This is a genomic window from Afipia carboxidovorans OM5, from assembly GCF_000218565.1.
GTDB classification, from domain to species: Bacteria; Pseudomonadota; Alphaproteobacteria; order Rhizobiales; family Xanthobacteraceae; genus Afipia; species Afipia carboxidovorans.
In genome coordinates this window covers 2,186,796-2,200,042 of record NC_015684.1, presented here as the reverse complement: position 1 = coordinate 2,200,042, position 13,247 = coordinate 2,186,796, and the positions used below count along the sequence as shown (strand labels likewise).

The window sequence follows — 13,247 nt, the reverse complement described above, 5'->3', positions numbered from 1 at the left end:
TTATCCGCTGATTGATCCCGCAGCGGGGACCTCCTTCACCTCTCCCCAACGGGGAGAGGGAGCGCGGTGCGTTCCCATCGCAACACGAGCGGCTTCAAAGACTAATTTCAGACCGGCTTCAGCAGAATATGACGCTTCTTGCCGAGCGAGAGCTTGATGACGCCCTCCGGTGTCAGCGCAGCCGGGGTGAGAGCCATCTTGTCATCGGTCACCGGCTTGTCGTTGACGCGCAGGCCGCCGCCCTTGATCTGACGCCGCGCCTCGCCGTTGGAGGCGACAAGGCCGGCCTTCACGAACAGAGCAACCACGCCCGCGCCAGCCTCGAGTTCGGCTTGCGGAATCTCGAACGTCGGCAGGTTCTCCGCAATCGCGCCTTCCTCGAACGTGCGCCGCGCGGTTTCGGCCGCTTCCTCGGCCGCTTCGCGGCCGTGCACGACGGCGGTCGCCTCCGTGGCGAGGATCTTCTTCGCCTCGTTGATTTCGGCTCCGCCGAGCTTTTCCAGCTTGGCGATTTCGTCGAGCGGCAGGCGCGTGAACACCTTGAGGAAGCGGCCGACATCGGCGTCCTCGGTGTTGCGGAAGTACTGCCAGAAATCATACGGGCTGAAGAGTTCGCCGTTGAGCCACACCGCACCCTTCGCGCTCTTGCCCATCTTCGCGCCGGAGGCGGTGGTGAGAAGCGGCGTGGTCAGCGCGTAAAGCTGCGGGCCGCCCATGCGGTGACTGAGGTCGACACCGTTGATGATGTTGCCCCACTGATCGGAGCCGCCCATCTGCAGGATGCAACCGTAACGGCGGTTGATCTCGACGAAGTCGTAGCCCTGCATGATCATGTAGTTGAATTCCAGAAACGACAGCGACTGCTCGCGGTCGAGCCGCAGCTTCACGCTGTCGAACGAGAGCATGCGATTGACGGAGAAGTAGCGGCCGACGTCGCGCAGGAACGAGACGTAGTTGAGCTTCAGCAGCCAGTCGGCGTTGTTGATCATCAGGGCGTCGGTCGGCCCGTCGCCATACCGCAGGATGCGGCCGAAGATTTTCTTGATGCCCTCGATGTTGGAGGCAATGGTCGCCTCGTCGAGCAGTTTGCGCTGGTCGTCGCGGAACGAAGGATCGCCCACCATCGAGGTGCCGCCGCCCATCAGCGTGATCGGCCGGTGCCCGGTCTGCTGCAGCCAGTAGAGCATCGTCACCGAGATCAGGTTGCCGATGTGCAGACTGGTCGCGGTGGCGTCATAGCCGACATAGGCGGTGATCGGCCCCTTGGTGCAGGCGTCGTCGAGGCCCTCGGCATCGGAAATCTGGTGAATCAGCCCGCGCTGTTCCAGGACATTGAGAAAATCGGACTTGTAGACGGTCATGCGCGGCTCTTCGACGATTGGCGAGTTGGGGATTTAGCGATTTTTAGCGGCTCCGTGGTGTATCAGGTCCGGGACTCAATTCAACCGGAGGCGCGCCATGCAGAACGCGATCGGCCTGATGAGCGGCACCTCGCTCGACGGCGTCGATGTTGCCTGGCTGCGGACCGACGGCGAGCGGATCGGCGAGTTCGGCCCCACCGGCTATCGGCCTTATACCGAGGCGGAGCGGGCGGTGTTACGCGCGGCACTCGACGATGCGCCGCGGATCAGGGAGCGGCATGAGCGGCCCGACGCGGTGGCTGAGGCCGATGATCTCGTCACCCGCGCCCATGCCGAGGCGGTGGAGGCTTTTCTCACCGAGCATGGAATCGACCGCGGCAGCGTCGATGTCGTCGGCTTTCACGGCCAGACCGTTCTGCATCGTCCGCACGAGTGCCTTACGGTTCAGATCGGCGATGGCCGGGCACTTGCGAAGGCGTTGAGGCTGCCGGTGGTGTATGACTTCCGCGCGGCCGACGTGGCTTCCGGCGGGCAGGGGGCGCCGCTGGTGCCGGTCTATCATCGCGCGCTGCTACGGCTTGCCGATTGCGCGATGCCGGCCGCCATCGTCAATATCGGCGGCGTCGCCAACATCACCTATGACGACGGTGAAAACCTCGTCGCCTGCGACACCGGCCCCGGCAATGCGCTGCTCGACGATTACCTGTTGCGGCACACCGGACAGGCGATGGACCGTGACGGCGCGCTCGCCGCGCAAGGTGAGGTCGATGCCGTCTGGATTGCGCGGGCGCTGACGCGGCCATTCTTTGCGGCGTCGTTGCCGAAGTCGCTCGACCGCAACGACTTCGCTGCGTTGAATGTCGAAGGCATGACACTTGAGGATGGCGCAGCGACGCTCACCGCTTTCACCGCGGCTGCGATCGCGCGGATCGTGCCGCTGCTGCCGGGGAGGCCAGTGACATGGATCGTGGTCGGCGGCGGTGCCAACAATCCGACCCTGATGCGGATGCTCGCGGAGCAGATCGCACCGAGTCCGGTGATGACCGGGCACGATCTCGGCTGGCAGAACGATGCGATCGAGGCGCAGGCTTTCGCTTACCTCGCGGTGCGCAGCCTCAAGAAATTGCCGCTGACTTATCCCGGAACGACGGGCATTTCCTCGCCGCTGTCAGGTGGCGTACTGGCGCTGCCTTCGTGAATTCGACGAGACTGGATTTTACCGGACGTTCGCAAGCCGCATGTCGAGATAGGACGTGATCGTCTCCATCAGCGGCTCGAGCCGATCCTGGAAGAAGTGGTTGGCGCCGGGGATGACCTGCTGCTCGATCACGATGCCCTTCTGGGTCTTCAGCTTCTCGACCAGCGTGTTGACGTCCTTCGCGGGCGCGACGATGTCCTTGTCGCCGTGCACGATCAGGCCCGACGAGGGACAGGGCGCGAGGAACGAGAAGTCGTAGCGGTTCGGCTCCGGTGCGATCGAGATGAAGCCTTCGACCTCTGGTCGGCGCATCAGGAGTTGCATGCCGATCCACGCGCCGAACGAGAAGCCCGCGACCCAGCAGGCGCGTGCTTCGGGATTGATGGTCTGTGCCCAGTCGAGCGCCGCCGCCGCATCGGAGAGTTCGCCGGTGCCGTGATCGAACGAGCCCTGGCTGCGGCCGACGCCGCGGAAGTTGAATCGCAGAACCGAGAAGCCGCGCGCGACGAAAGAGTAATACACCTGATAAACGATCGGGTGATTCATGTTACCCTGGAACTGCGGATGCGGATGCAGCACCATCGCGATCGGAGCGTTCTTCTGCTTCGCGGGATGGTAGCGTCCCTCAAGGCGGCCTGCGGGGCCGGTGAAAATAACTTCAGGCATCTTTGTCCCTAGATATGCTCGTTCAGCGCTGTACCCGCCAAACCCCTCATCGCAGCCCGATGACACAATGCTGCCATGCTAACGGAAGCCACTCGATTGCGAGGCCGACTTCTAACATGGGTGGCAGGTGAAAAAGCAAGCAGATTGCGCCGCGCCCGGCTGCGTCGGGCCGGAAAATGACGACAGAGCAATGAGTTGATGTGATGGTTGGTGCGGCTGGACGACAAATGGCAAAAACACGCGTCTATCTCGACTGGAACGCCACAGCGCCGATGCGTCCGCAGGCCAAGGCAGCGATGCTGCAGGCCATGGACCTGCAGGGGAATCCATCCTCGGTTCACGCCGAAGGCCGCGCTGCGCGGAAGATCATCGAAGATGCCCGCGCCAACATTGCCAAAGCAGTTGGCGCACGCAGTGCCGATGTGGTCTTCACCTCCGGGGGAACCGAGGCCAATGCGCTTGCGCTGGTGCCCGGCCTGCGCCGCAATGGCGATGTGGCGACGCGACTTATTGTCTCCGCCATCGAGCATTCGTCCGTGCGATCCGGCGGCCGATTCCCGGTCGAGGATGTCCAAACCGCTCCGGTGACGTCTTCCGGTGTAGTCGATCTTGAGCGGCTGAGGACTTTGCTCGCGGACGGCGCGCCGGCGCTGGTCTCGGTGATGCTTGCTAATAACGAGACCGGAGCGATCCAGCCGATCGCGGAGATCGCGGAACTCGTCCATGCCGCCCATGGCATCCTGCATGTCGATGCGGTTCAGGGATTTGGGAAGATCGATATTGATATCAATGCATTGAACATCGATCTTCTATCGATTTCTGCACATAAAATCGGTGGTTCCAAGGGCACCGGAGCGCTGATCCTGACCGAGCGCCTTGCCGGTTATGAGCCGTTGATCGCCGCCGGAGGTCAGGAGAAGGGTCGCAGGGGCGGAACCGAGAATCTGCCTGGGATTGCAGCGTTTGGCGCCGCTGTGGCCGCTCATCTTGACGCTGGCGCCGCCGCAATGGCGCGAATGCAGAAGCTCCGGGCGAAGCTCGAAACGGGCCTTCAGGCGGTAACGCCTGAAATGACTGTCTTTTCCAGCGATGTTCCGCGGCTGCCGAACACCACCTTGTTCTCGGCCCCCGGCATGAAGGCGGAAACCGCTGTGATCGCCTTCGATCTGGAGGGCATGGCGGTGTCCTCCGGTTCGGCTTGTTCCTCCGGAAAGGTCCATGCCTCGCCCGTTCTGACGGCAATGGGCGTGGCGCCCGAGACAGCGCAGGGAGCCGTGCGTCTTAGTCTGGGCTGGGACACCACGGAAGCAGAGATTCAATACCTTCTGGAGGCTTGGAGATCGCTCTCGAACGTATTAGTTAGAAGTTCAGATGTGGTTGGTTGAACCGTTCTAAAAAATGGGTAATAACAGGAACGGAAGATATTAGCGACATCAAGTCGTCCACTGCGGTCCTTGAAACCGCGAGCGGAGAAGTAAAATGCCAGCCGTTCAGGAGACGGTCGATCGGGTTCGCCAGATCGACGTCGACCAGTACCGTTATGGGTTTGAGACCCAGATCGAATCGGAAAAGGCCGCTCGAGGCCTGACTGAAGACACTATCCGGTTCATCTCAGCGAAAAAGGACGAACCCGATTGGATGCTGCAGTGGCGGCTGGATGCGTTCCGCCGCTGGCAGACCATGGAAGAGCCGACCTGGGCGCGTGTCGACTACCCGAAGATCGACTACCAATCGCTCTACTACTACGCCGCGCCGAAGCAGAAGAAGGCGATCGCCTCGCTCGACGAGATCGATCCGGAGATTCTCAAGACCTATGAGAAGCTCGGTATTCCGCTGCGCGAAGTCGAAATCCTCGAAGGCGTGGTGCGCAAGGATGAAGAGGGCAACGAGGTTGCCGAGCGTCGCGTCGCGGTCGACGCGGTGTTCGACTCGGTCTCGGTTGCGACCACTTTCCAGGCCGAGCTGAAGAAGGCCGGCGTGATCTTCATGCCGATCTCGCACGCGATCCGCGAGCACCCTGAATTGGTGAAGAAATATCTCGGCAGTGTGGTGCCGACCTCCGACAACTACTTCGCGACGCTGAACTCGGCCGTGTTCTCCGACGGCTCGTTCGTGTACGTGCCGCCGGGCGTGCGTTGCCCGATGGAGCTGTCGACCTATTTCCGCATCAACGAGAAGAACACCGGCCAGTTCGAGCGCACGCTGATCATTGCCGACAAGGGTTCTTACGTCAGCTACCTCGAAGGCTGCACCGCGCCGCAGCGCGACGAGAACCAGTTGCATGCCGCGGTCGTTGAATTGATCGCGCATGATGACGCCGAGATCAAATACTCGACGGTGCAGAACTGGTATCCGGGCGACTCGGAAGGCAAGGGCGGCATCTACAACTTCGTCACCAAGCGTGGCGACTGCCGCGGCAAGAACTCCAAGATTTCGTGGACGCAGGTGGAGACCGGCTCCGCGATCACCTGGAAGTATCCGAGCTGCATCCTGCGTGGCGACAACTCGCGCGGCGAGTTCTATTCGATCGCGATTTCCAACGGATATCAGCAGGTCGACTCCGGCACCAAGATGATCCATCTCGGCAAGAACACCACGAGCCGGATCATCTCGAAGGGCATCGCGGCGGGCGTGTCGCAGAACACCTACCGTGGCCTCGTCACCGCACATCGCAAGGCGACGGGTGCGCGCAACTTCACCGCCTGTGACTCGCTTCTGATCGGCGATCGATGTGGTGCGCACACCGTGCCGTATATCGAGTCGAAGAATTCATCGACGCAGTTCGAGCATGAGGCGACCACCTCGAAGATCTCCGAGGACATGCTGTTCTATTGCGTGCAGCGCGGCCTCTCTCAGGAGGAGGCGGTGGCACTCGTCGTCAACGGCTTCGTACGCGACGTGCTGCAGCAGTTGCCGATGGAATTCGCCGTGGAAGCACAGAAACTGATTTCGATCTCGCTGGAAGGAAGTGTGGGATGACCGCGTTGTTGCAAGTCAAGGGCCTCAAGGTTCAGGTCGAGGACAACGAGATTCTGCATGGTCTCGATCTCACGGTGAACGCGGGCGAAGTCCACGCGATCATGGGGCCGAATGGCTCGGGCAAATCGACGCTCTCCCACGTCATCGCCGGCAAGCCGGGCTATGAAGTGACGGGCGGCGAAATCCTGTTCAAGGGCGAAGATCTTCTCGCGATGGAGCCGGACGAGCGCGCCGCCAAGGGCGTGTTTCTCGCGTTCCAGTATCCGATGGAAATTCCGGGCGTCGCCACCATGACGTTCCTGCGCACGGCGCTGAATGCGCAGCGCAAGGCGCGCGGCGAGGCCGAGCTTTCAACGCCGGAATTTCTGAAGAAGGTGCGTGAGGTGTCGGCGCGGCTCAACGTGCCGCAGGACATGCTCAAGCGCGGCGTCAATGTCGGCTTCTCCGGCGGTGAGAAGAAGCGCAACGAAGTGCTGCAGATGGCGCTGTTTGAGCCGAGCCTGTGCATCCTCGACGAGATGGATTCGGGTCTCGATATCGACGCGCTGCGTGTTGCGGCCGATGGCGTTAACGCGCTGCGCTCGAAAGACCGCGCCATGGTCGTCATCACCCACTATCAGCGGCTACTCAATTACATCGTCCCCGACTTTGTGCACGTGATGTCGAAGGGGCGCGTCGTGAAGAGCGGCAGCAAGGATCTCGCCCTGGAGCTTGAGAAGTCTGGCTATGCGCAGTTCGAAGAGAAGGCGGCATAAGTGAGCATCATGATGAACATTGCAGCGACGGCGGCGGCGGGAACACCGCCGGCTGACGTGTTTGCTGCCGCACGCGATCGCTTGCCGGGCGAGGGCCCGGTCGCGACCGCGCGGAAGGCGGCCTTCGAGGATTTCACCTCGCGCGGCCTGCCGCATCGCCGGATCGAAGAGTGGAAGTATACAGACCTGCGTGCACTGCTGCGCGCCGTCGCGCCGCTTGCACCGGTGCCCGGTGATGCAGCTTTGGCGCTTGCTGCAAAGGCGCAGGCGGCGATCGGCATCGAGAATGCCACCCGGCTGACGCTGGTTGATGGTGTGCTCGCGCCGAAGCTCTCCGACCTCGCATTGCTTCCCAAGGGTGTTCGCGTTCGCTCGCTGCGTGAGTCGCTTGCGGCCGGTGCCGTCGATCTTCTCAAGACGACGTTCGCGGCTGACGCAATGATTTCGTTCAACGGCGCGATGGCCACGGATGGCGTGCTCGTCGAGGTTGACGATGGTGTCATCCTCGAACGGCCGCTTTATATCGCGCATGTCGCGACTGCATCGTCTGCATCGTCTGTGACTCGCTCAAAGATTGCGATCGGCAAGAAGGCGTGCGTCACGCTCGTCGAGAGTTTTGTCGCGGCCGGCGCTACCGCCTATCAGGTCCACGATCAGGTCGACATCTCGGTCGGCGATGATTCCGAGCTGCAGCACATCCGCCTGATGGAGGATGCGCGCGACGCGGCGAATATCACGACGGCGGCCTTCACGCTCGGTGCTCGCGTCAAGCTCAACACCTTCGGTCTCAATCAGGGCGCTGCAGTAAGCCGCTATCAGGGCTTCATCAGCTTCCTCGGGGAAGACAGCGAGCTCTCGACCAACGGCGTCAACCTTCTCGGGGGCCGCCGTCACGCCGACACGACTCTCGTCGTCAACCACGCTGTGCCGAATTGCACCAGCCGCGAGATTTTCCGCGCTGTGCTCGACGATCAGTCCCGCTCCGTGTTTCAAGGGCGGATCATCGTGCAGCAGGACGCACAGAAGACCGACGGCAAGATGATGACGCGGGCGCTTCTCCTGTCCGACGAGGCCGAAGCCGACAACAAGCCGGAACTGGAGATTTTCGCTGACGACGTGGCCTGCGGCCATGGTGCGACGGCGGGCGCGCTCGACGAGGAACTGTTGTTCTATCTGCGCGCGCGCGGTCTGCCTGAGAACGAGGCGCAGTCGCTGTTGATCTCCGCCTTCGTTGGCGAGGCGATTGAATCCATTGTCGACGACGGTTTGCGAGAGCTTGCGATCACAACCGCCGAGCGTTGGCTCGCGGCGCGAGGCTGATGATGCATCCGGCGGTGACCAACGGCTCCTACGACGTCGACCGGATTCGCGCGGACTTCCCGGCGCTCGCGACCAAAGTGTACGGCAAGCCGCTCATCTATCTCGACAACGCGGCCTCCGCGCAGAAGCCGAATGCCGTTCTGGACCGGATGACGCAGGCGTATCATTCTGAGTACGCCAACGTGCATCGCGGGCTGCACTATCTCGCCAATGCTGCGACGGATGCTTATGAGGGCGGCCGCACCAAGGTTGCTGCCTTCCTCAACGCCGCGCGTCGGGAAGAGATCATCTTTACCCGCAACGCGACCGAGGCGATCAACCTCGTTGCGTCCTCGTGGGGCGAGCCGAATATCAAGGAGGGCGATGAAATCGTCCTCTCGATCATGGAGCATCACTCCAACATCATCCCGTGGCATTTCCTGCGCGAGCGCCAGGGTGCGGTGCTGAAGTGGGCGCCGGTCGATGACGAAGGTAACTTCCTGATCGAGGAGTTCGAGAAGCTTCTCACAGCGAAGACCAAGCTTGTCGCCATCACCCAGATGTCGAACGCGCTCGGCACCGTGGTGCCGGTGAAAGAGGTCGTGCGGATCGCGCATGCGCGCGGCATTCCGGTGCTGGTCGATGGCAGCCAGGCCGCGGTGCACATGACGGTCGACGTGCAGGACATCGATTGCGACTTCTACGTCTGCACAGGCCACAAGATTTACGGCCCCACCGGGATCGGCGCGCTCTACGCCAAATACGATCACCTCGTTGCGATGCGCCCCTATAACGGCGGCGGCGAAATGATCCGTGAGGTGGCGCAGGATTGGGTCACCTATGGTGATCCGCCTCACAAGTTCGAGGCCGGCACGCCGGCGATCGTCGAGGCGATCGGGTTTGGCGCCGCCATCGACTACGTCAACTCCATCGGCAAGGAGCGGATCGCCGCGCACGAGCACGACCTTCTGACCTATGCAACCGGGCGGCTGCGGGAGATCAACTCGCTGCGGCTGATCGGGACTGCGAGGAACAAGGGGCCGGTGATCTCGTTCGAGATGAAGGGCGCGCACCCGCATGATGTCGCGACCGTGATCGACCGCTCGGGCATTGCCGTGCGGGCCGGCACGCATTGCGTGATGCCGCTTCTGGAGCGATTCAACGTGACGGCGACCTGCCGCGCCTCGTTCGGGATGTATAATACCCGGGCAGAGGTCGACCAATTGGCGCAGGCGCTGGTCAAGGCAGGAGAGCTATTCTCATGAGCGAAGCGGATTCAACGGAGAAGCCGGCTCAGGACACGACGGATGTCCGCGTCGACACCACCTCGGCCTTGTCGCCGGAGGAAACTGAGCGACTCGGCGCCGATATCGTGGCGGCGCTGAAGACGGTGTATGACCCGGAAATTCCGGCCGACATCTATGAGCTCGGCCTCATCTACAAGGTCGACATCAAGGATGACCGCGCCGTCTCCGTGCAGATGACGCTGACGACGCCGAATTGCCCTGCGGCGGGCGAACTGCCGACCTTTGTAGAGAACGCGTTGGCGAGCGTGCCGGGTGTCGGCGCCGTCAACGTCAGCGTGATCTGGGAGCCGCCGTGGACGCCTGACCGGATGTCGGACGAGGCACGCCTCGTCCTCAACATGTGGTGAATTGGACGAATCGGGAATTTCTGGCGTGATCACCAGGTCACGCTTGGTATCGTGAGCATTGAAATGCGGAGGGACGTCGCCAAATGACGGGTATGAGCCCTGACACTCCCGCAACGGGCGCCAAGCCGATCCGGCCGCGCCCACAAGTGATGCGCCTCACCGAGGCTGCTGCGAGCCGCGTTCGCGAACTTGCCTCGCGTGCGGACTCGGAGATCATCGGCCTGCGGGTCGGTATCAAGAACGGTGGCTGCGCCGGGATGGAATACACCGTCGAGTACGCTCACGACGTTCGCCCGACCGACGAAGTGGTCGAGGACAAGGGCGTGAAGATCCTCGTCGATCCGAAGGCCGTGCTGTTCCTGCTCGGCACCGAGATGGACTTCAAGGTCGACAAGATGGCGGCGCAGTTCGTGTTCAACAACCCGAACCAGACGGGCGCCTGCGGCTGCGGGGAATCCGTGCAGCTTACGCCAGCGAAGGCCGACGGCTAGAGCATTCCACTAGACGGCTCGACGCATTATCTCGTCAGGCCACCTGAATCCGGACATTCGGTGTGAATTCGGGGTCTGCTTCGCAGATCACGCGATTGCGGCCGTGCCGCTTGGCGGCATAGAGGCAGGCGTCGGCGCGGTCGATCAGAGCGGGGGCGTCGTCGCCGGGCCGGAAGGTCGAAACGCCGGCGGAGATTGTGACGCGACCGAGGATTTCGCCGGTCGACTTCTTCTTGAGCTGCTTTGACATCACGGCGCGGCGGATGTTGTCGGCAACAGCCAAAGCCTGACGCATCGAGGTGTTCGGTAAGATGACCACGAACTCCTCGCCGCCATAGCGCGCGGTCAGGTCCTGACCCTTGATGTTGGCTTTCAATGCGAGCGCCACCAGGCGAAGCACCTGGTCGCCGGTGAGGTGGCCGTAATTGTCGTTGAACGACTTGAAGTGATCGATGTCGACCATCAGCAGCGACAGCGGCTCGTCATGATGGCTTGCGTGCTCCACCGCGGATTCCAGCGCGCGATCGAAATATTTGCGATTGCCGAGAGACGTGAGAGGGTCGGTCAGGCTCTCGGTGCGGATCGCTTCAAGGCTGTCCTGCAGGCTGGCGATCTCGAGGCGTGACGTGGCGAGCCGCGCCTCCAGCGCCTTGTTGGTGAGGCTCATCTCCCGCGTCGATTGAAGAAGCGCGTGAACGATCAGATTGATCTGCGCCTTGTCCTTCGCCTTGACGAGACGCTTGCTTGCGCTGTCGAGGTCCTCGCTGAAAGAACCCGTCATACCGACCGCGTCGGTGATGAGACTCATCACGTCGTCGATCTCGTTGATGACGCGTGATCCGACCTTGTCGATGCGGTCGGTCATTCGGGTCGGCGACAGATAGGTTTCGTGGATCTGTTCGAGATCGGCCTCGGTCAGCCGGCCGTTGTGCTGCAACGTCTCGTTGATGACCTTGTTGAGCTCGATGTTGTAGCCGGTCGCGTAGACGTACCAGATTTCGTAATTGCGAGGGATCGCACTCTGGCGCAGGGACTTGATCTGGCCCAACGCCACTTCGGCGAACGCGAGGGTGCGCTCGTGTTCTTCAAGAAGACTGATCACGCGTCCGCATCCCTCGGCAGCTTTCTGCAGCCGGCAAAGTCATAAAAGAATGCCGGCACGATAGGGGACGTTCGTGAAGGAGGCGTAAACACGCCTCGTAACTTATCTTGCGCGGGCGCGGATAGGGCGGAGCAGAAATGCCGGAAGGTGCGAGTGATCGGCTGGCTCCGACTGATGATCTTGCACTGCAGCAGCCATGGGGATGCGTCCGAGCGAGGGAGGCTGCGCCGCAGGTGCCTTGGCAGCGGGCCGCGGCGAACCATTGGCAGGCTTGGAAGCGGTCTTCTCGCGCTGCCGCGTACGCTGGCCGCCGCGCCGTGATTTGCGCGGAGCGGAGCGGGACTCGCTCGCCTGTTCACCATCCTCGTGCGATGAGGCTGACGACGGGGCACTGCCTTCCGCGTGCGGGATCGACTGGCCGATCAGCTTCTCGATCGCGAGGATCGATTTCTGGTCGGTGGGCGATACGATCGAGATCGCGGTGCCGAGCCGGCCGGCGCGGCCGGTGCGGCCGATGCGGTGAACGTAGTCGTCGGGATGATAGGGGACGTCGAAGTTGAAGACGTGGCTCACTTCCGGAATGTCGAGGCCGCGGGCGGCAACGTCGGAAGCGACAAGAAGCGGCAACTCACCTTTGCGGAACTGATCGAGCGCAGTCATGCGCGCGCTCTGGTCCATGTCGCCGTGCAGCGCGGCGGCGCCGAAGCCGTGCTTCTGCAGCGACTTGTGCAGGATCGCGACGTCGCGCTTGCGGTTGCAGAAGATGATGGCGTTCTTCAAATCCTTGGCATCGCGCAGAAGCTGGCGAAGGAGTTCGCGCTTTGCATGCGCGTCGCTGCCGATGCCGATCTGGGACTGGGTGACCGTGGTTGCGGTCGAAGCGGGGCGCGAAATCTCGACCTTCTCGGGATTGTGCAGGAAGGTCTCGGTGATGCGGCGGATTTCCGGCGGCATCGTCGCGGTGAAGAACAGGGTCTGGCGGGTGAACGGGACGAGCTTGCAGATGCGCTCGATGTCCGGGATGAAGCCCATGTCGAGCATGCGGTCGGCTTCGTCGATCACCAGCATTTCGACGCCGGTCAGCAACAGCTTGCCGCGCTCGGTATGGTCGAGCAGGCGGCCCGGCGTCGCGATCAGGATATCGACGCCGCGCATCAGCTTGGCATCCTGGTCGCCGAACGACATGCCGCCGATCAGGAGCGCGATGTTGAGTTTCTGGCCGGCGCAATAGTGATCGATGTTCTCCTGCACCTGTGCGGCGAGTTCGCGCGTGGGCTCGAGAATGAGCGTGCGGGGCATGCGGGCGCGGGCGCGGCCCTTTTCCAGCATCGTCAGCATCGGCAGCACGAACGCCGCCGTCTTGCCGGTGCCGGTCTGGGCGATGCCGAGAACGTCGCGCCGGGCGAGGACGTGGGGAATAGCTTGTTCTTGAATGGGGGTGGGGGTGGTGTAGCCGGTGGCGGCAACCGCAGCGAGGACCTTTTCGGAAAGGCCGAGATGAGAAAAGGACATTGAGCCTCTACACGAGATCGCCGTTCGGACTTCTCGGGGATACTGCCGCGCTCAACCCCGGAACGGCATGCAGTCATGCACGGGGATGATCGTCTCGCGGACAAGCGGCAAATCAGGTCGCGTTTTCGACTCTGGCCGCATGCCCGGAACATAGGGGGGAATCGTTCAAAGTCAATAAATTTGGCGGGAAACAGCCTGAAACCCTTAATATTTATTGTTTTTGGGCCATT

At 62.2% G+C, this 13,247-nt stretch carries 12 protein-coding genes; 8 read left to right on the top strand and 4 right to left on the bottom strand.

Annotated elements, in window-relative coordinates; genetic code table 11:
- Positions 1-107 precede the first annotated feature (107 nt).
- On the bottom strand, positions 108-1,361 hold the full coding sequence (tyrS, locus tag OCA5_RS10210; RefSeq protein WP_012563142.1) for a tyrosine--tRNA ligase: 1,254 nt from the start codon (positions 1,359-1,361) through the stop codon (positions 108-110).
- A 97-nt stretch (positions 1,362-1,458) separates the two neighbouring features.
- Here tyrS and OCA5_RS10205 point away from each other — a divergent pair, with 97 nt between their 5' ends.
- Positions 1,459-2,559 carry an anhydro-N-acetylmuramic acid kinase gene (locus OCA5_RS10205; RefSeq protein WP_012563143.1) on the top strand — a complete coding sequence of 367 codons (1,101 nt, stop codon included), beginning with the start codon at positions 1,459-1,461 and terminating at the stop codon, positions 2,557-2,559.
- An 18-nt stretch (positions 2,560-2,577) separates the two neighbouring features.
- On the opposite strand, the gene OCA5_RS10200 is transcribed toward OCA5_RS10205, so the two are convergent.
- A complete protein-coding gene (locus OCA5_RS10200) occupies positions 2,578-3,225 on the bottom strand; it encodes an alpha/beta hydrolase (protein WP_012563144.1) in 648 nt (215 codons plus the stop codon).
- 203 nt (positions 3,226-3,428) lie between these two features.
- On the opposite strand from OCA5_RS10200, the gene OCA5_RS10195 reads away from it, so the two are divergent.
- The 7 genes from OCA5_RS10195 (at position 3,429) to OCA5_RS10165 (ending at position 10,403) form a co-directional block, all read left to right on the top strand.
- The gene (locus tag OCA5_RS10195; protein WP_012563145.1) at positions 3,429-4,610 is read left to right on the top strand and encodes a cysteine desulfurase family protein; all 1,182 of its coding nucleotides are present in this window, start codon (positions 3,429-3,431) and stop codon (positions 4,608-4,610) included.
- Positions 4,611-4,704: 94 nt separating this feature from the next.
- Positions 4,705-6,204, top strand: coding sequence for a Fe-S cluster assembly protein SufB (sufB, locus tag OCA5_RS10190; RefSeq protein WP_012563146.1), 1,500 nt, complete (start codon positions 4,705-4,707; stop codon positions 6,202-6,204).
- Positions 6,201-6,959, top strand: a complete 759-nt coding sequence (gene sufC / locus OCA5_RS10185; RefSeq protein ID WP_012563147.1) for a Fe-S cluster assembly ATPase SufC — start codon at positions 6,201-6,203, stop codon at positions 6,957-6,959. The genes sufB and sufC overlap by 4 nt, the downstream gene beginning before the upstream one ends.
- Positions 6,960-6,968: 9 nt before the next feature.
- Entirely contained in the window at positions 6,969-8,279 is a 1,311-nt protein-coding gene (gene sufD / locus OCA5_RS10180; protein WP_013913142.1) for a Fe-S cluster assembly protein SufD, read from the top strand.
- Positions 8,280-8,281: 2 nt separating this feature from the next.
- A complete protein-coding gene (locus OCA5_RS10175) occupies positions 8,282-9,523 on the top strand; it encodes a cysteine desulfurase (protein WP_012563149.1) in 1,242 nt (413 codons plus the stop codon).
- On the top strand, positions 9,520-9,912 hold the full coding sequence (locus OCA5_RS10170) for an SUF system Fe-S cluster assembly protein (protein WP_012563150.1): 393 nt from the start codon (positions 9,520-9,522) through the stop codon (positions 9,910-9,912). The genes OCA5_RS10175 and OCA5_RS10170 overlap by 4 nt, the downstream gene beginning before the upstream one ends.
- A gap of 83 nt (positions 9,913-9,995) precedes the next feature.
- Positions 9,996-10,403 (top strand): HesB/IscA family protein, encoded by a 408-nt coding sequence (locus OCA5_RS10165; protein ID WP_012563151.1) that lies wholly within the window; start codon positions 9,996-9,998, stop codon positions 10,401-10,403.
- Between the two features lie 34 nt (positions 10,404-10,437).
- Here OCA5_RS10165 and OCA5_RS10160 read toward each other — a convergent pair whose 3' ends face one another.
- Entirely contained in the window at positions 10,438-11,505 is a 1,068-nt protein-coding gene (locus OCA5_RS10160) for a GGDEF domain-containing protein (protein WP_012563152.1), read from the bottom strand.
- A 102-nt stretch (positions 11,506-11,607) separates the two neighbouring features.
- Positions 11,608-13,017 (bottom strand): DEAD/DEAH box helicase, encoded by a 1,410-nt coding sequence (locus OCA5_RS10155; RefSeq protein ID WP_012563153.1) that lies wholly within the window; start codon positions 13,015-13,017, stop codon positions 11,608-11,610.
- Between the last annotated feature and the right edge of the window lie 230 nt (positions 13,018-13,247).